12 protein-coding genes are annotated in these 19,216 nt (G+C 47.9%); 10 read left to right on the plus strand and 2 right to left on the minus strand.

The window, feature by feature from the left end:
• Positions 1-245 (minus strand): IS200/IS605 family transposase (gene tnpA, locus FIM25_RS12865; protein ID WP_246052192.1); only part of this gene is annotated, 245 nt, incomplete at its 3' end.
• A gap of 520 nt (positions 246-765) precedes the next feature.
• Here tnpA and FIM25_RS12870 point away from each other — a divergent pair.
• Entirely contained in the window at positions 766-2,481 is a 1,716-nt protein-coding gene (locus tag FIM25_RS12870) for an AAA family ATPase (RefSeq protein ID WP_139449987.1), read from the plus strand.
• Here the strand turns inward: FIM25_RS12870 and FIM25_RS17720 are convergent.
• Entirely contained in the window at positions 2,471-2,602 is a 132-nt protein-coding gene (locus tag FIM25_RS17720; protein WP_281279331.1) for a hypothetical protein, read from the minus strand. The genes FIM25_RS12870 and FIM25_RS17720 overlap by 11 nt on opposite strands.
• A 289-nt stretch (positions 2,603-2,891) precedes the next feature.
• Here FIM25_RS17720 and FIM25_RS12875 point away from each other — a divergent pair, with 289 nt between their 5' ends.
• The 9 genes from FIM25_RS12875 (at position 2,892) to FIM25_RS12915 (ending at position 19,206) form a co-directional block, all read left to right on the plus strand.
• A complete protein-coding gene (locus FIM25_RS12875; protein WP_139449990.1) occupies positions 2,892-5,975 on the plus strand; it encodes a PAS domain-containing hybrid sensor histidine kinase/response regulator in 3,084 nt (1,027 codons plus the stop codon).
• Entirely contained in the window at positions 5,965-8,286 is a 2,322-nt protein-coding gene (locus FIM25_RS12880) for a two-component system response regulator (RefSeq protein WP_179953356.1), read from the plus strand. The genes FIM25_RS12875 and FIM25_RS12880 overlap by 11 nt, the downstream gene beginning before the upstream one ends.
• Positions 8,287-8,387: 101 nt before the next feature.
• Positions 8,388-10,427, plus strand: coding sequence for a hybrid sensor histidine kinase/response regulator (locus FIM25_RS12885; protein ID WP_139449994.1), 2,040 nt, complete (start codon positions 8,388-8,390; stop codon positions 10,425-10,427).
• Entirely contained in the window at positions 10,420-10,800 is a 381-nt protein-coding gene (locus tag FIM25_RS12890; RefSeq protein ID WP_139449995.1) for an Hpt domain-containing protein, read from the plus strand. Before FIM25_RS12885 ends, FIM25_RS12890 begins: the two co-directional genes overlap by 8 nt.
• Positions 10,797-11,423, plus strand: a complete 627-nt coding sequence (locus FIM25_RS12895) for a response regulator transcription factor (RefSeq protein WP_139449997.1) — start codon at positions 10,797-10,799, stop codon at positions 11,421-11,423. Before FIM25_RS12890 ends, FIM25_RS12895 begins: the two co-directional genes overlap by 4 nt.
• Positions 11,424-11,436: 13 nt before the next feature.
• Positions 11,437-13,296 (plus strand): aldehyde ferredoxin oxidoreductase family protein, encoded by a 1,860-nt coding sequence (locus tag FIM25_RS12900; RefSeq protein ID WP_139449999.1) that lies wholly within the window; start codon positions 11,437-11,439, stop codon positions 13,294-13,296.
• A 222-nt stretch (positions 13,297-13,518) separates the two neighbouring features.
• Positions 13,519-15,024: a response regulator gene (locus FIM25_RS12905; protein WP_179953357.1), complete on the plus strand. Its 1,506-nt coding sequence runs from the start codon at positions 13,519-13,521 to the stop codon at positions 15,022-15,024.
• 50 nt (positions 15,025-15,074) lie between these two features.
• Positions 15,075-16,265: an ABC transporter substrate-binding protein gene (locus tag FIM25_RS12910; RefSeq protein ID WP_139450003.1), complete on the plus strand. Its 1,191-nt coding sequence runs from the start codon at positions 15,075-15,077 to the stop codon at positions 16,263-16,265.
• Between the two features lie 55 nt (positions 16,266-16,320).
• A complete protein-coding gene (locus FIM25_RS12915) occupies positions 16,321-19,206 on the plus strand; it encodes an ATP-binding protein (RefSeq protein WP_139450005.1) in 2,886 nt (961 codons plus the stop codon).
• The last annotated feature ends 10 nt before the right edge of the window (positions 19,207-19,216 follow it).

Genomic DNA, 19,216 nt, shown 5'->3' on the forward strand with positions numbered 1-19,216 from the left:
CCTTTAAGCTGCTTTACCAACCTGTGAATGCCATATTGGGGATCAACTTCTATCAGCAGATGCACATGATCCGGCATAATTTCCAGTTCAATGACCTCAGATTGACGCTCAGAAGCAACTTGATGTATAAGATCTTTGAGCCGTTCAGCAACGGCTCCTGTCAATACTTGTCTTCTATATTTTGGACACCATATTACATGGTATTTACAGGAGTATACGACATTATTATTGTTTTTATATTTCATACCTGATTTATATATCAAGAAGCTGTATATTTCAATACAAATCAATTCAAAACCGTCGCCTTATATCCCCATGGCTAAAGCCAGGGGCTTTACGGCGACTTTTGGTAATCATATTCAGAAAATTTTGGTGGATTCATAATCTTTAAAACCTAAATGGAACCGGTAAAAACATCAACTGCGTAACTCCTACAATTAAAAAAAATTAATATAAAATTCAAAAAATGACCAAATGCCACACCGTTCAGAATATAAAAAACAGGATAACCTTCCCCCAAAAAAATTTCAGGTGACTTGATAATAACTTTTGATGCATAGTATTTTCAAAGTGATTCTGTTTTTAAACTCAAATGTTATATGGGGTGATCATGTCATGTCTTTCGGAATTTAAAGTTGTTGCTATTATAGATAAAACTGAAGATTTCATCACTGAAAATCTGTCAGAACAAAAACCTTCTTTTCTGAAAAATTTTTTTAATAAAATAAAAAGAAAAATTTATAATTATTTTCTTGGTGGTATTTTATGAGCAGAAAAATTCCCTATGCCGTGGCAAGCTATGAGAAAATCGTTCAGGAAAATTACCATTTTGTGGACAAGACCCGCTTTATCCACGAGCTGGAAAGATACGAGGTTCCGGTTTTTCTCAGGCCCCGGCGTTTCGGTAAAAGCCTCTGGTGTTCCATTCTGGAATGCTATTACGATATCAACGCCAAAGATCAGTTCGAAACCCTTTTCGGGCATACGGACATTGGCCGCACCCCTTCTCCCCTTAAAAACAGCCACCTTGTTCTGCGCTTTGATTTTTCAAAGATCAAGGTCAGTAACCGTCTGGAAGAAATCGAAATTTCCTTTAAGGAAGAATGCCTGAACAGTTTCGGGCTTTTTCTGAATCAATACAAGATTTTTTTACCGGATTTTATCCAGCCGGAAAGCCGTGACGCCAGCACCATGCTGGCCCGAATTCTGCAAACTGTCCGCATGAATAATGCCCCACCGGTTCACATCATCATTGATGAATACGACAACTTCACCAACCAGCTCCTTACCACCCGTCAGGACAGGCTGTACAATGCCCTGACCACGGGGGATTCCTTCCTGCGCTCCTTTTATAAGGTGATCAAGGCCGGTGTGGGAGAAGGCTCTGTGGCGCGGGTTTTCATCACAGGTGTATTGCCCGTGACCATGGATGATCTCACCAGCGATTTTAATATCGGGCAGGTTATTACCCTCAAAGAGCATGTTCTGGAGATGCTTGGTTTCACGCAGGATGAGGTGGAAAGCTATGTGGATGCCATTTTTCAAGAGCAGGCTTTTCCCGAAAGCCTGAAAGCCCGTGTGCTGGAAGATCTGAAAACCCACTACAACGGCTACCGCCTCCTGCCCGATGCGGAAAATCCCCTTTACAACTCCACCATCTGCAATTTTTACCTCAATGATCTTGTGCTGGGGAAGGGGAAAATCCCCGTTGAAACCATGGACGATAACCTTCGGGTCAGCGTGGACTGGCTGCGACGACTGGCAGGGGGCGATCATCCGGCAAGGGAGCTTCTGGAGCATCTCATGCTGGAAGGCACCATGAGGGCAGACCTTTCCATGCTGAGGAGCCGGTTCAGCATGAACCGTTTCTTTTCTCCGGAGTTTCTGCCCATCAGCCTCTATTATCTGGGCATGGTGACCTTTAAGGCGGAATTTCGGATGGGATTCCCCAACCTAAGCACCAAGCGGATTTTTGCGGAATACTTCAACGAGCTTGAAAAAATTGATGTATCCAGCGGATACGCCGAAATCTTCGAGGCCTTTCTGGAGAATGGGGATATGGCCGAACTCTTTGCCGGATACTGGAAAACCTATGTAGGCCAGATACCTGCCCAGGCCTTTGACAAGGCCAATGAGAATTTTTTCCGCACCACCTTTTTTGAGCTTTGCGCCCGTTTTCTGACTCGTCATCTTTTCATTGCCATAGAAGTGAAACGACCTTCGGGCCGCAGTGATTTTGAGGCCATAGGCAGACCCGGAAGCCGCTTTGACGGAAAAGCCCATGTGCTGGAATTCAAGCACCTTTCCCGCCAGAAAGCAGCGGAACTGAACTTTGAAAAGATGGAAGGCCCAAGGCCGGATGAAATGGAACAGGTGGGCCGCTATGCCCGTGATCTCAAAGCCCAGTGGCCGGAACTCACGGTATTCTCCCATGTGGTGTATACTGTGGCAGGATCGGGGTTCAGGTTTTTCAGTCTGTAAATGCCACAATGGGGATTCCCTGCATCACACCGGGCAGTTTGAAAGGCAACACAAAATGCACAAGAATGCCTTGAATCCCCTGTCTTTTTTTGCCCCTCCCCCCCATATCCTCATCTGTCACATTTTCTGCGTATCCTGACTTAGCGAAGCTTTCCGGCCATAGAAAACACATTATTGCAGATCAGGGCAAGGCATAGGAAAAAGCAAAAAAAAAATTATAACATCCGCGCTGTCTTATGCAAAAGGCTCTGCCACATATCTTTGATATTTGCAAAAACGCAATTTTTTCTGTATTCTCATTGGCATCCAACAATTTTTAACTTAACATACCGTCAAGATTTTTCTTTAAAGCTCCATATGTTTCCCATTCAAAACAAGCCAGATTCCATCCAGATCAACGGGGTACCGCCATGACGAAAATACCCGAAGAACCAGAAAATGAGGACCGCCATCCCCCACCTGAAACGCAAACATCGAAAGCCCATCCCTTGATGGACATTGATGAGGGCCATATGGATCAGCGCTATAAAAATGCTGCCCGCCGTATCCCAAAGGTAAATCCTGAAGATGTGAAAAACCTCTCCCAGGAAGAAGTGCTGCGACTGCTTCAGGAAGTGCTAATATATCAGACAGAACTTGAGATGCAGAACGAAGAACTCCTTGCCGCTCAGGAAGAAATAGAAAAAAACCGACAACGCTACTTCAGCCTTTACGATCTTGCCCCGGTAGGCTACTGCACCCTCACTGGCAAGGGCCTCATTTCCGAAGCCAACATCACCCTCTGCCAGATGCTGGGTGTCAGCAGGACTGCGCTGCTGCAAAAACCACTGATCCGTTTTCTTCCGGAAAAAGACTATCCCGTCTTTTATCATATGCTGAAAAAAATGCAGGGGGGACAGAGTCATCAGGAATGCGAGCTTCGCATGGCAAGGCCTGATGGCTCATGGTTTCAGGCAAGGATGGAAAGCAGCCATGCACCTGAAAATAAGGAAAAAGACAGTCTCCGCATTACCATCAGTGATATTTCCGAATCCAGGGAGCTTGAATTCAGAATCCGGGAAAGGGAGGAAATTTTCCGCAGCAGCTTTGAAGAGAGCTCTGCCATCAAGCTGCACATAGACCCGAAAACAGGCAGTATCATCAATGCCAACAGAGCAGCCGCCGACTTTTACGGCTGGTCCCGAAGCACCCTGCAGACAATGCGTATTCAGGATATCACCTTACTGGATCAACCCTTTGCCCGTGATGGCCTGAACCAGGCAAAGAATCAGCCAAAGGCAAGGCTTTTTTTTCGTCACCGCCTCAACGACGGCTCCATCCGGGACATGGAGATTTTCAGCAGCCCCATTACCGTCAATGGTAAAGAAATCATCCACACCATTCTCCATGACATCACGGATCAGAAAGAGGCGGAAGAGAAACTCCGCCGGAGCGAGGAACTCTACAGAAATCTTTTTGAAACCATGGGTCAGGGTGTTGTATATCAGGATGCCTCCGGCTACATCACCAGTTGCAATCCTGCTGCCATGGATATCCTGGGTCTCAGCCTCGAACAGATGCAGGGCCGCAGCTCCCTTGACCCCCGCTGGTGCGCCACAAAGGAAGACGGATCGGATTTTCCCGGAGAAGAACATCCCGCCATGATTGCCCTGAAAACGGGAAAGCCGATACGCAGTGTGCTCATGGGTGTCTTTCATCCGAAAAAAAATGAGAAAAGATGGATTCTCATTGATGCAATTCCCAAATTTCATGAAAACAATACTAAGCCCTATGGTGCCTTCACAACTTTCACGGACATAACGGAAAATATCCGGTCAAAGGAAAAAATCGAAGAATATGCGAAACAGATGGCTGAAAAAAACAGAGAGCTGGACGAAGCCCTGAACAGGGCGGAACAGGCCACCCGTGCAAAGGGGGAATTTCTGGCAAACATGAGCCATGAAATCCGAACCCCCATAAACGGAGTCATGGGAATGACAGATCTGCTTCTGGATACGGAACTCAGCCCTGAACAGCGGCGTTTTGCCGACACCATTAAGAGCAGCAGCCGGATCCTCCTCTACCTGATCAATGATATTCTGGATTTTTCCAAAATCGAAGCCGGAGAACTCCGCATACATCCCCTTGCCTTTAACTTCCACCAGCAGATGAGAGATTTTGCAGCAACCATGGAAATACAGGCCCGTCAGAAAGGCCTTGAATTCAGCTGTCACATGGATGAAAACATTCCCGAAAAACTCCATGGTGATCCTGACAGACTGCGCCAGATCCTCAACAACCTTACGGGCAATGCCCTCAAGTTCACAGAGGAGGGTTCCGTTGACATCAGGGTAAGTCTTCTTAATAATTCAGCTTGCAGTAATTTCTGCAAAAAAAACGATCCATGCTGTGAAGGGAACACGGAGGTCTGCCTGCTTTTTTCAATCTCTGATACTGGTATCGGTATCCCCGAAGACAGAGCCCATCTTCTTTTTAAAAGATTCTCCCAGATGGACACAGCCACCAACCGGCGCTTCGGCGGCACCGGCCTCGGCCTTGCCATCTCAAGCCAGCTCGTTGGTCTTCTTGGCGGGAAAATCGATGTCAATACCAAAAGGCAAAAAGGCACGGAATTCTGGTTTACCATCAATTTTTCAAAGCTGGTTCCGGATGCTGCAACAGGCATGGTTCAACAGGAAAATGATAATCAGATACTGGCAGGGCTTCCCCGTTTTTCAGGCCATATTCTCCTTGCGGAAGACAATCTCACCAATCAGGCCGTGGCTGTGGGGATTCTTAAAAAAATGGGCCTTTATGTTGATGTAGCAAACAACGGGCTTGAAACTCTGCATCTTTTGCAGCACACAGCCTATGACCTGATCATCATGGATGTAAACATGCCGGATATGGATGGCATAGAAGCCACCATTAAAATACGCCAGATGGAAACGGGAGGCTCACTGGGAAGAGCCGGAAAAAGCCATACCCGGATTCCCATTATAGCCATGACCGCAGCCGCCATGGAAAAGGACAGAAAACGCTGCTTGGAAGCAGGTATGAACGATTACCTCAGCAAACCCTTCAATCCTTATGAACTGGCCGTCATCCTAGAGAAATGGCTGGACCTTCAGGCTTCTTCCCGACAAGGGGCAGTGCGAATACTGAGGGATGAACAAACAATCCTTCCGGCCTTTAACAGGGAAGAGCTCCTTGGCAGGGCAATGGACGATGAAGAACTGGTAAAAAAGATACTGAAGGCGGTGCAGGAAAATCTTCCCATAAGAATAAAGCGCATCAGAGAAGCCCTTATGGCTGGAGATTATCCGGCCATCCTTACGGAAGCCCATGCCCTCCATGGCATGGCCCTGAATGCCTCCTGTCCGGGTATTGCAAAGATTGCCAGCAGAATGGAAAACGGTGCTGACAATCATCTTAACCTTAAAGAACTGAAAAAAATGATGACCCGTCTGGATGATGAAGTCAGACGCTTTAAGGAGACAATCCATGCGCCCTGAAAATACTATGGAAAAACCAGATATGGATGAAGCTCTTGCCCCGAAAATTCTCATTGTGGATGATGAGGAAGTAAACCGGGTGATCCTTGAAATTCTTTTGAGCAAAAAGAATTTCATCACCCTTTCCGCCGCATCCGGTGAAGAGTGCATACAGAAGGCTGAAAGAGAAGCTCCCGACCTCATTCTTCTGGATATCATGATGCCTTTTATGGACGGCTTTAAAACCTGCGAAAAACTTAAAGCCAATCCCAGCACAAGGGATATCCCCGTTATTTTCCTTTCCACACTTACGGACAGCAAAAATAAAGCCATGGGTATTGAAATCGGCGGGGTGGATTATCTGAACAAACCCTTTGACGGAGCTGAGCTTATGGCAAGGCTCCGCCTTCACCTGACCCTGCGCAGCCAGAAAAAACAGCTCCGGCGCCATGCAGAAATTCTGGAAGAAACCGTAACAAAAAGGACCCTTGAACTGAGCCGGGCGGAAAGGGCTTTACACCATAGCTACGAGCAACAGAACATTCTTAATCATCTGCTCCAGCTTTCCCTTAAAGAGCAATCCCTTGAAGAAATTCTACAGCAATGCCTTGAAAGTATACTTAAGATATCCTGGCTGAGGCTCCAGCAGCGGGGCTGTATTTTTATGTCTGATTTGAAAAATGGCACCCTCCAGCGGGTGGCCCACAACCCCTGTTCCGATGCCATCCGGGCGACCTTTTCCGAAAAAAGGGGCGTGGGAATCTCCCTCTGCCCCCAGAAGGCATGCATTGCAGATATCCACACAGCCAACCCCTTCCCACAAAACCTGATGCAGCACAGCATGCATATTTTTGCTCCCATCTGGTCAAGATCCCAGCCCCTGGCCCTGCTCTGTCTGCACCTTGAAAATTCTGAACCCCTTTCCAAAAACAAAAAAATCTTTCTTGCATCCATTGCCAGCACCCTTATGCAGATTATTCTGCACAGACAGGCAGAACAGCAGGCCCGCCACAATCTGATGCACGACCCCCTCACGGGACTACCCAACCGAACCTTTCTCATCCAAAGGCTCAAAACAGAAAGCCTTGCAGCAAAGGACACTCCGGATTCATGCTTTGCCCTTGCCCTGCTGAGCCTGGACCACTTCAGAAACTTCAACGAAAGCTTTGGTTTCGGGCTGGGTGACAGCCTTATCCACGCCACGGCGGAAAGACTTCTGGAGGAAAAAGGGACGGAAGAAAATGGGCTGGGATATGAAGTATGGCACCTTGGAGCAGACACCTTCGCCCTTTTGTTCACAAGGCTTAAAAACCGGGAAAGCGTAATCCGAAGCACAGAAAAAATACTGGACAGGATACGACAGCCTGTTTCCATCAAAGGCCACCTCCTCCATGTGACAGCCAGTGCTGGCATTGCCTTTTCAGATTTTTCCTATAAAAAAAGCTCCGAAATTCTGCGGGATGCGGATACAGCCATTCATCAGGCAAGGATTCTGGGCAGGGACAGACTGTTGGTCTTTACGCCAAAAATGCATGAAAAAGCCAGAGGTGCCATGGAAACCCTGATGGATCTGCGTCAGGCCATGGAAAAGGATGAGCTAATACTTTTCTATCAGCCCATCATCCAGATTCCCGACGAAAAAATTACAGGCGTTGAAGCCCTGATCCGCTGGAAACATCCCCACAGGGGTATGGTAAGCCCTGCTGAATTCATCCCCATTGCCGAAGAAACAGGACTGATTCTGTCCATGGGAAAATGGATACTGAAAAAAGCCTGTACGGATATAAAGGCATTGAATGACCTTCATCCGAAAAAACCCATTACCTTAAGTGTCAATCTCTCTTCAAAAGAATTTGCCAATACAGAACTTTTTGAACAGATCCGCCAGACCCTGGCAGAAACCGGTTTTCAGCCCGAACTTCTGAAGCTTGAAATAACGGAAAGTGTGGTCATGGGCAATGCCGAAGCAGCTGTCATAACCCTTAATAAACTAAAGGAAATTAAAGTCCGTATCTCCATTGACGACTTTGGCACGGGCTATTCCTCCCTTTCCTACCTGCACCGTTTCCCGGCAGACAGTCTCAAAATCGACCGTTCCTTTATCCGGCGCATGCATCTGGGGGGAGAAAATCTGGAAATTGTCCGCACCATTGTAACCTTAGGCAAAGCACTGAAAATGGAAATCACCGCCGAAGGCGTGGAAACCGCCGAAGAGCTTGCCATGGTGCAGGAACTGGACTGCCCCTGCGTGCAGGGATATTATTTTGCCAGACCCATGCCCCTGAAAGAGCTGAATACTTCACACTTTTTTCATCCCTTGATATCAGGATAGTTATTGAAAGAAGCACTCGGGAATGATGATTTTACTAAAAAAAGTTTTTCCGGGTACAAATCCATGAAAAAACTTATCCGTCCTTCACCGGGAGAAGTCTAATGAATTTTAAAAATAAAAATCCCGAAAAAAACCATATCGAGCCGCAGATTACAGAACTGAAAAAGGAAATAGACCTTCTCAGGGAAGAGCTGGAATACCGGAAAAGGAAAATGGAAGACATGTGTCAGGACAAAGCCCACCTCATTGCCCTGATCGAACATGCACCGGATATAATCATGCGCTTTGATGAAAACTGCCGGCATCTGTTTGTCAACCGGGCCATTGAAAAGGTGGTTCCCATGGCTGCAGCGGATTACATCGGCAAAAGCCACAGGGAACTTGGCTTTCCCGAAAAAACCTGTTCTTTCTGGGAATACAACTTAAAAAAAATCTTTCTTACGGGTGAGCTGCAGGAAAGGGAAACCCCCTATGCGGGTATCCACGGCACAAGGATTTTCAACTGGCGTCTCATTCCAGAATATGAACATTCCGGCAAAATCAGCAGTATTCTCTGCATGGCAAGGGATGTTACGGAGCAACGCCTTGCAGAACAAAGCTATGCAAGGCTTTTTGACACCATGCCCTATGGCTTTGCCCTCCATGAAATGGTTTATGATGAGAAAGGAAAGGCCCTTGATTATCGTTTTTTAAGCGTCAATCCGGCCTTTGAAAACCTGACTGGCCTGAAAGCTGATGATATTCTTGGCAGGCGCGTGCTGGATGTACTACCCGATACCGAAAAAGAATGGATAGACCGCTACGCTAAAGTTGCTGCCGGAGCACCGCCCATATACTTTGAATCCTTTTCAAAGGCCTTAAATAAATATTTTGAGGTCACAGCATACGGCTCCGGAAAAAAACGCTTTGCCACCCTTTTCCATGATGTTACAGAGCGAAAGAATACTGAAAAGGAGCGGGAAAAACTTAAAAGCCTGCTGGCCCAGTCCGATAAGCTCAATGCCGTGGGCCGCCTTGCAGGAGGTGTGGCCCATGACTTCAATAACAAGCTCAGTGTAATAACAGGATACACGGAATTTGCCCTGGACAGAACAGATCCTTCCGATGAAATCTATGCTGATCTGGAAGAAATCATCAAAGCTACCCGAAGTGCCACGGAACTGACCCGACAGCTCCTTACCTTTGCACGCAGGGAAAAGGCCAACCCGCCTAAAATCATTGATGTCAACGATGTCATCACATCCATGCTGAACATGCTCAGGAGGCTTATAGGTGAAAACATTGAGCTTCTATGGCAACCGGAAAAAGATATATGGGCTTTACACATGGACCCTTCCCAGCTGGATCAGATTCTGATTAACCTCTGCGTCAATGCAAGGGACGCCATAGGAAAAAAGAATGGCCGCATAACCATTGAAACCAGTAATACAAACCTGCAATATCCCTCAGAAGCAGCAGAATCCGATATCTTCCCCGGAGACTATGTCAGTATAAACATAACGGACAACGGCTGCGGTATGGGCAAAGAAACCATGGAACAGATCTTTGAACCCTTTTTCACCACAAAAAAAGATGGGGAAGGAACTGGTCTGGGCCTTGCTACGGTTTATGGTATTGTGCGACAGAATCAGGGCATCATAAGGGTTTACAGTGAAGTAGACATGGGAACAGCTTTCGGTATTTTTCTTCCAAGTTACAAAAACCATGAACCAGAACCGGAATTAATACCCACTGCCCAAACCGAAGAAAGGGGAATGGAAACCCTGCTTCTGGTGGAAGACGATCCGGGTCTTCTGGCCCTGAATCAGACCATGCTGGAACGCCTTGGATATCAGGTACTGCCTGCCGCACTACCCGAAGAAGCCCTGAACATTGCCGATTCCTTTGAAGGAGAAATAGCCATGATGCTCACGGATGTGGTCATGCCGGGAATGAACGGTCCTGAACTCTCAAAAATACTTACGGAACGCTTCCCAAAAATAAAAAGCCTTTTCATGTCCGGTTATTCCCAGAACATGATCCTTCAGCAGGGCTTTGCCAACGGGAATATCGGTCATTTTATCCAGAAGCCCTTTTCTTTTAAGGATCTAAGCCTTAAAGTCAGACAGATTCTGGATACAGAAAGGTCTTTGGATGAATAAAAAAATAATTAACACGGATTTCCATCCTGTTTTTGCCAAGGAAGCCATGCTGAACCGCTTTATGAATGATGCGGAGATAGCCTGCAGCGTAGCAGTAGTTTTTCTTACGGATATGCCAAGGCAGATTTCCCTGCTTCAAAGGGCAGTGGAAACCAAAGACCTTGAAACGGCCACAAGACTTGCCCACAGCATGAAGGGGGCTGCCATGAATGTGGGCGGATTGGGTTTCGCAAAACTTGCAGCGACAATGGAAAAAGATGGCCGGGAAAAAAGAATCACTGCCATGGAAGAAAGGCTGACGCAGATGAAAAATGATTTCCATGACCTCAAAAAAAACCTGATAGAAACCTTTAATATTAAGGATATTCCATGAAGATACAGGACCGCTGCATCCTTGTGGCTGAAGATGACCTTACCTCCCGCACGGCTCTGCAGCTCACCCTTCAGAAATGGGGATATGTCCCCCTTATTGCCGAAGACGGAGAAGCCGCCTGGGAGATTCTACAGGGCAAAGAAGCTCCCCGTCTGCTTATTCTGGACTGGATGATGCCAAAGCTCCATGGTATTGATCTTCTGCGCCGCATACGTTCCATGAAACAGGAATCCTCTTTTTACATTATCATGCTGACCACAAGGGACAGCACCGAAGATATAATAGAGGGTCTGGATGCAGGAGCCGATGATTACCTCACCAAGCCCTTCAACCCCGGAGAACTACGGGCACGGGTCAATGTGGGCTTCAGGGTACTGGATCTCCAGGAAAGTCTGGAAAAAAGAATTCTGGAATTACAAAAGGCCGTTGAACACATTCAGACCCTGCAGGATATTCTTCCCATCTGCTCCTTTTGCAAAAAAATACGCAACGACACAGGCTACTGGGATCAGGTGGAATCCTATATCGCAAAACACTCAAAAACCCGGTTCAGCCACGGCATATGCCCGGACTGCCTTCAGCAGCATTACCCTGAGTTTTCCGATGAGGTGCTGAAAAAATAAAAAAGGCCTGTTCATGAAAAAAATTCGCATCCTGGATATCAATCTTGGCAACCTTAAATTTAAGGAAACAGAACTCTCTTTCGAGGAAAGCCTTATGGCTCTGGGCGGCATGGGCCTGAACGCCCGTATCCTAACCAGAGAACTTTCCCCGGAAACAGACCCCCTTGGTCCGGACAATATCCTGATCTTTTCTCCGGGACTTCTTGCGGGTTCCGGCTTTCCAACGGCCTCCCGCACGGAAGCCTCCGCCCTTTCCCCGGCCACCTCAGGCTTTGGCACCTCCAATTCAGGGCTTTTTTTCGGTGGGGATCTGAAAAGAACAGGCTATGACAGTCTTATCTTCCGGAGCCGGGCCGAAAGCCCCGTCTACCTCAGCCTGATGGATGGCAAAGTTCTTCTACTGCCAGCCTCTGAAATATGGGGAAAAGATGCCTGGGAAAGCATTGACTGGCTGGATGCCCGTTACCCTGAATCTTCCATCGCCCTCATCGGCCCTGCCGGAGAAAAGGGTGTCCGTTTTGCATCCATACAGAACCGCCGCCACGATGCCTGGGGCCGAACCGGGCTTGGTGCTGTCATGGGTTCCAAAAACCTCAAAGCCATTGTCATCCAAAGCCGGGAGAAAATCAGGGCTGCCGAGACGGAAAATTTCAGAGAAATCCGCAGAAAAGCCACCCGGATCATCAAGGCTTCCCGCTATTATGAACCCTTTAAAAAATCCGGAACCCTGGGGGCTTCCCCTGTGTACGGAAAATTTGACGCCCTGCCCACAAAGAATTTTTCAGGAGAAGGCATAGCCAGCTGGCCTTCAGACTATGGACACAAACTGCACCAAAAGCATGTCACAGGACGCATGGCCTGTGAAAGCTGCTGGATTGCCTGCGGCCACATGGTTTCCATAGCCGGAGGAAACTATGCAGGCCAGAAGCTTAAAGCCCTTGAGATCAGCCCCACCATCACCTTCTGTGCCCAGGCCGGCCTTTCTGTCGAAGACAGTTTCAGGGCCACGGAAATCTGTCAGCGATACGGCATGGACATGCTAAGCGCAGGTGCCACAGCGGCCATGGCTTTTCAGCTCTTTGAAGAAGGAAAAATCCATACCAGTGATACGGGTTTTCCCCTGATTTGGGGGGACGGGGATGCCTTCTGCCGCCTCCTTGAAGACATGGCCCTGAAACGGGGACTGGGCAGTCTGCTGGCAGAGGGTACGGCAAGGGCTGCGGAAAAACTGGGGCATCCCGAAGCAGCCGTACACATAAGGGGCCTTGAAATGCCCATGATAGACCCCAGGGGCCGCTGGTCCAGCTACAGCTTCGGTATGCTGACCAATATCCGCGGCGGCGATCACCTGCGCTGCCGAAATCCCTTTGAAAATTTGCGGGAAAACCTGAAAAGCGAAGATCTCTTCTGGGAAGCTTTCAGGCTGCCCGAAGAAGAATACCTCAAAGCGGACATTTTCCCTGAATCATTGAAAAAAAAGATTTTTGACTTAGAAAAAAGCAGGGTCTTCCTTCCACTTATGGCCCTATGGTCCGAAGACCTCATAACCCTTTTCAATACCTTTGGTATCTGTATCCGGCCTCCCATCCTCAATACCATAGGTCCCACCCTTTTATCCGAAACATGCAGATCTTTTACAGGAACTAAAATTTCTCCCGAGGAACTCATGGAATCGGCCGCCACAAGCTGGAACCTGATCCGGTCCTTCAACCTTGCCTGCGGTGAAAAACCCGGTGCCGCCAACTTTCCAAAACGGTTTTTTTTGCCAGCCCATGGAAAAAAAGAACTTAGCGAAGAAAAGCTTAAAGAGGTCCTGAAGGCCTATTATACCGCAAGAGGCTGGGATGATGAGGGCAGACCTGAGGTGAAATGATAAAACACTTTCAGCTTGTTTGTCCAAGGCCAGATATGGTATAGGTAAAAAATATACATAAAGACCTAAAGACCACAATATAAAATGACCGCACACAAAAAACTTTCTGCATCCTTTTCTTCTTATTGATTCTCATAAACCCTGTTTCTTACTGAACGTCCCGTTAGCTGGCTTACAGGGTGGCCCATATACCACATGCAGATTCCATTCCGGAGAATTACAATGTCCATATTTTCAGCCCATCCAAAGATTATGATAGTGGATGATACCCCAGCCAACCTCAATCTTCTTCAGGAGATCCTTCAGGAAGAAGACTATCATATCATGGCCTTTCCAAGGGGCTCCATGGCACTGGCCGCTGCTGCTAAAAACCCTCCGGACATGATACTTCTGGACATCCGCATGCCGGAAATGGACGGCTTTGAAGTCTGTCGCCGCCTTAAGGAAATACCCTCACTGAAGGATGTTCCCGTTATTTTCATCAGTGCCCTCAGTGACACCCAAGACAAGCTGAAAGCCTTTTCCACAGGGGGAGTGGATTATGTCACCAAACCCTTTCAGCCCGAAGAAATCCATGCCCGCATCAAAACCCACCTGCACCTTCAGAAACTTTTACGCGAAAGTGAGAAGAGACAGGAGGTGCTCATAGGAGAACTGCCAGATATTGTCATACGCTTTGACGAAAACGCCCGCCATCTTTTCACCTCGAAAAACATCCATGAACTCTACGGACGGAGTGCGAAAGAATACAGGGGCAAATCCCACAGGGAACTGCTTTTTCCGGAAGACATCTGCGATTTCTGGGAGGACGCCGTAAAAACAGTATTTAATACAACTAAAACACTGGAAATGGAAAAAACCTTTACGGGTAAAGGAAAGCCTGCCATCCACAACCTGAGGCTGATTCCCGAATATAACATTTACGGCAAAACACAGTCAGTCCTTGCCATAAGCAGGGACATAACTCTCTGGAAAATAGCGGAAAAAACTCTGCTTCAGGCCAAAGAGGCCGCAGAAGCGGCAAACCTTGTCAAGTCTGAATTTCTGGCCAATATGAGCCATGAACTAAGAACACCCTTAAACGGCATTCTCGGAGTCATGAACCTGCTACAGGGCACAAACCTTGAACAGGACGATGCGGAAATTCTAAAGCTTGGCATAAATTCAGCACAGAGGCTGACCAATCTCCTCACTGATATCATGGACTTTTCAACCTTGGATGCAAAGAGAGTAAGGCCCTCAAAGGAAAGTTTTGATCCGTTACAGGTTTTCAAAACCCTCGAAGGACTTTTCAGCCTTACGGCCATGGAGAAAAAAATCCAACTGGAAATACAAACAGATCCAGCCACACCTTCCTTTCTGGTGGGAGACGGTCCCCGCCTCCGCCAGATTCTCTTCCATCTTATGGGCAATGCCTTTAAGTTCACAAAATCCGGAACCATCCGGCTGGAAGTGCTTCACCTGTCTCCTTTAAAAAATGAGAAAATCCATCTTCTGTTTATCCTTTCCGATACAGGCATAGGCATCAACCAGGATCTTCTGGAACAGATCTGGGAACCTTTCAGACAGGCGGATGGTTCTTCCACACGGAGCTATGAAGGGGCAGGACTGGGCCTTGCCCTTATCCGAAGGCTTGTTCTGATGCTGAACGGCACCCTGTGTATGGACAGTATTCCCGGAAAGGGTACGGAAATTTTTATGCTTCTGCCCTTTGACCGCAGTCACTAAAAAAGCCTGAAATCACGACACGGGCACAAAGAGCATTTGCGGAGGGATGTATGAAAAAAATCCCATGGTTTGCATTTATTCTGGCATTCTGCTTTTTTACCGGCAGCCTTAAAGCACAAACCCCTTCCCTCATAATTGGTATAGATGCGGATATGAGTGCAGCATCGTCCATGGCGGGACAAAGCATTTACAGGGGTGCCATGCTGGCCGTATCGGAAATCAATGAGGAGGGCGGGTTGCTGGGAAAGCCCCTTCGCCTTGATGTTCTGGACCACAGGGGAAATCCGGCCCGCAGCATCAACAATATAACTAAATTCTCCGAAACTTCAGGTCTGCTGGCAGTGATCGGTGGTAAACACACCCCTGTAATTCAGGAAGTTTTGCCCCTTATCCACAGGGAAAAAATTATTTTTCTCATTCCATGGGCAGCAGGTACCCATCTGGTGGATAACGGATATGAACCCAATTATGTATTCCGTGTTTCTGTCCGTGATGAATACGCAGCCAAATTTCTTGTCAGCAACCTGCTTCAGGCCGGGTACAAAAAACCGGGAATTCTGTTGGAAAGAACAGCCTGGGGAAAATCCAACGAAGCCTCCATCCTGAAAACCCTGTCTGGAAAAGACATCCATCCGGCAGGTATATACTGGTTTCACTGGGGCGTTTCCGACTTGGAAAACCAGCTGCGTCACCTGCAAAAAAAGGGGGCAGACAGCCTGATTCTCGTATCCCAGCCCAGAGAAGGAAAAACCCTTCTTCTATCTATGGCAGAGCTGCCTGAAAACCAGCGTCCCCCCATCCTTTCCCACTGGGGAATTGCAAGTGCGGATTTTCCCGGCATGACCGGTGATCTGATTTTGGAATCTGAACTTTTTTTTCTCCAGACCTTCTCCTTTCTAGACCCGCCTTTCCCTGACCGGGCTGACCACCTTTTCCGTTCATACAAAAAAGCATTCCCGGAAATTCAAAAACCCGAAGATATACCCGCACCCGCAGGCCTTGCCCATAGCTATGACCTTGTGCATCTACTGGCAAAGGCCGTGACAAAAGCAGGAACTGACGAAAGGGAAAAGATCCGGGATGCGCTGGAAAACCTCGAATTCCATGAAGGCATCATGAAAAATTACAGTCCTCCATTTACTCCAAAACGCCACGATGCCCTTGGACCGGAAGATTTCCGCATTGCCTGCTTTACCGAAAAAGGCAGCATCATTCCCTGCACCATGACCAAAAAGCCCTGATCTTTATCCGGCGTATTTTATAACCATCCTTTGCCAATTTAACAGGAGGACAGCCTTGAAAACCTGCCAAAAACTCGGGCCCAGTCCCGGCTTTGCTTATTATATCCTCTGGCGGGTCATTCCCCCTACCCTCATCATCATGATCCTTGTCAGCCTGACAGGGCTCTGGATGGCAAGATCTGCCATCCTTTCTTCGGTGCATACCCGCCTTGAGGCAACGGCAGATACCCAGCAGATGCAGATAGAAGACAGAATCCACTCCCTGAAAAACCAGCTCATCCATCTGGCAGCCAATGACCTCATCATCAACGGCCTGATCCACAACATAGACAGGGAAATCTATCTGCCCCTCTTCTTTCAGTCCCTGAGCCTTACCGGTTCTTCATCGGAACGCATCGCACTGCTGGATTTCATGGGAGAAGAAATCATAGCCAGCCAGCCCCGGACCTCTGTCCTGCCTGCCCCATCCATGATTCAGGAACTTGAAGGCAAAAAACCCCTTCTCCAACTCTCTTCCGAAGGCCTGTATATGGCCGCTCCCATACTGGTGCATGGGTTTCAGGAAGGGACCCTTACCCTCTTCCTGCCCCTTGATGACATCCCAAGACTCAAGGAAATGGACAGATCCGATATGGATATGGCCTTTTTAAACGGAGACAGTGAAGTCATCATAGCCAATGCCAGCTATCGCCAGCGTTTTGGCCTTCATATACCCCAGGATACCGGAGACTGGATTTCCATGAGGCGTGAGATTGAAGGCCTTCCCGGAGTCACCCTTGTTCTGGGAATGGATTCCGCCATTGTTCTCAGTCCCGTTAAAAAAATGGCCTTTTATATGATGCTCACCACAGGAGTAGCCATTCTCGCCCTGATTATCTCCGTGATCACAGGGGCCCGTGTTGCCGTCCAAAGTGTAAAAATGCTGAGCAGAGCAATAAGAAGTGTTGTCAGCCACAAGGATCTGAACCACCGCATCCGTCTGGATCTCCCGCTGGAACTGCAGGAGCTTGCCCATGCCTTCAATCAGACCCTGGAAACCCTGCAGCAAACCACCGCATCCAAGGAAGCTCTGGAGCAGAGCAGGGAACGCTTTTATCTTGCCGTCAAAGGCTCCAATGACGGAATCTGGGACTGGGACTTAAAAAAAGACACCCTGTTTCTTTCCCAGAGATGGAAAGAACAACTGGGATACAAAGACGAAGAACTGAATAATCATATTCAGACCTTCAGAGACCTTCTCCACCCCGAAGACAGTGAATGGGTCCTTGAACGTACGGAACTGTTCATAACAGGCGTTATTTTGCACCATGAACTGGAATTCCGCATGCTGCATAAAAACGGCTCCCACCGCTGGATTCTTGCCAGAGGCGCGGCCCTGCGGGATGAGTCGGGTATACCATACAGACTGGCCGGCTCCCATACGGATGTCACCCTGCGCAAAGAAACGGAAATCAGCCTCACCGAATCCAGAGATTCCCTGAAAGAAAGCAACCAGTCCCAGGAAGAAGCCCTTGCCATTGCCGAAGAAATGGCCCAGAAAGCCCGGCAGGCCAACATTGCCAAAAGCCGTTTCCTTGCCAACATGAGTCATGAAATCCGCACACCCATGAATGCCATTCTGGGATTTTCCCATGTTCTGGCACGGGATGCCATGCTCTCCCCACGCCAGATGGAACATGTTAATACCATCATCAGGAGCGGCAGGCACCTGCTCCAGCTCATCAACGATATTCTTGACATGTCCAAAATCGAAGCAGGTCAAAGCTCACTGACACCATCGGACTTTTCTCCTGATGATCTCATCAGTGATCTCGAAATTATTTTCCGAAATCGTGCCGTGGAAAAGGGGCTGCAGTTTCTCCTTGAAAAAAGCACAGACCTTCCCGCCTACCTCCATGGTGATGAAACCAAACTGCGTCAGATTCTTGTTAATCTTCTGGGCAACGCAGTAAAATTTACACAAACAGGCGGGGTGACCCTTAGGGTTCGTGCGGACCAAAGTCCTGAAAAATCAGAAGAAGAACTCTTTCTTCTGATTTTTGAAGTGGCAGATTCAGGTCCGGGGATTCCTGAAAATGAAAAAGACCATATTTTTGAAGCATTTCAGCAGGCAGGGGAAGGTATCAGGTTCGGTGGTACAGGGCTTGGCCTTGCCATCAGCCGTAATTTTGCTGAAATAATGGGCGGCAGACTTACCTTCACCAGCCAGCATTGCCATGGCAGCTGCTTTCGTCTTGAGATTCCCATGCCTGCCAAAGAACACCCTGCCCCTGTAAAAAGCCCTGCCCTGTCGCCGGTAATGCGCCTTTCACCGGGCAGTAACCCCGTGCGCATTCTTGTGGCAGATGATGCAAAGGACAACCGAACCCTGATCAATGCCCTGCTCCAGCCCATGGGCTTTGATATCCGTGAAGCTAAAAACGGTATGCAGGCCATTGATATTTTTGAATCATGGTCACCCCATGCCATACTCATGGACATGCGCATGCCCGTCATGGACGGCTATGAAGCCACACGCCGTATAAAAACATCGGGAAAACCCTCTTTTATAATAGCCCTGACAGCCACAGCCTTTGAAGATGAACGAAAAACCGTTATGGATTCTGGGGTGGATGCCTACCTCAGAAAACCATTCCAACCCCATGAACTTTTTAATATACTGGCCATTAATCTCGAGCTTGAGTATACTTTTCAAAAAGAACATCCGATAGAATCCGAAGAATCTCTGCCCATTTCAAAGGGTCTGCCGCCCTGCCACAGCGTCCTTTCTCAGGATGAACAGAAACATATGCATGAGGCCGTCACAGAGGGAGACATAAAAAACATTTATGAAATAATTGAAAAAATCAAACAGAAAAATTCTGCTGCCGCAGAAAAACTACACAAAATGGCCAATAATTATGATTATGAAAAAATACTGGCATGGCTGATGGAACAATAAGGAGAAAAAC

The organism is Desulfobotulus mexicanus (assembly GCF_006175995.1).
GTDB classification, from domain to species: Bacteria; Desulfobacterota; Desulfobacteria; order Desulfobacterales; family ASO4-4; genus Desulfobotulus; species Desulfobotulus mexicanus.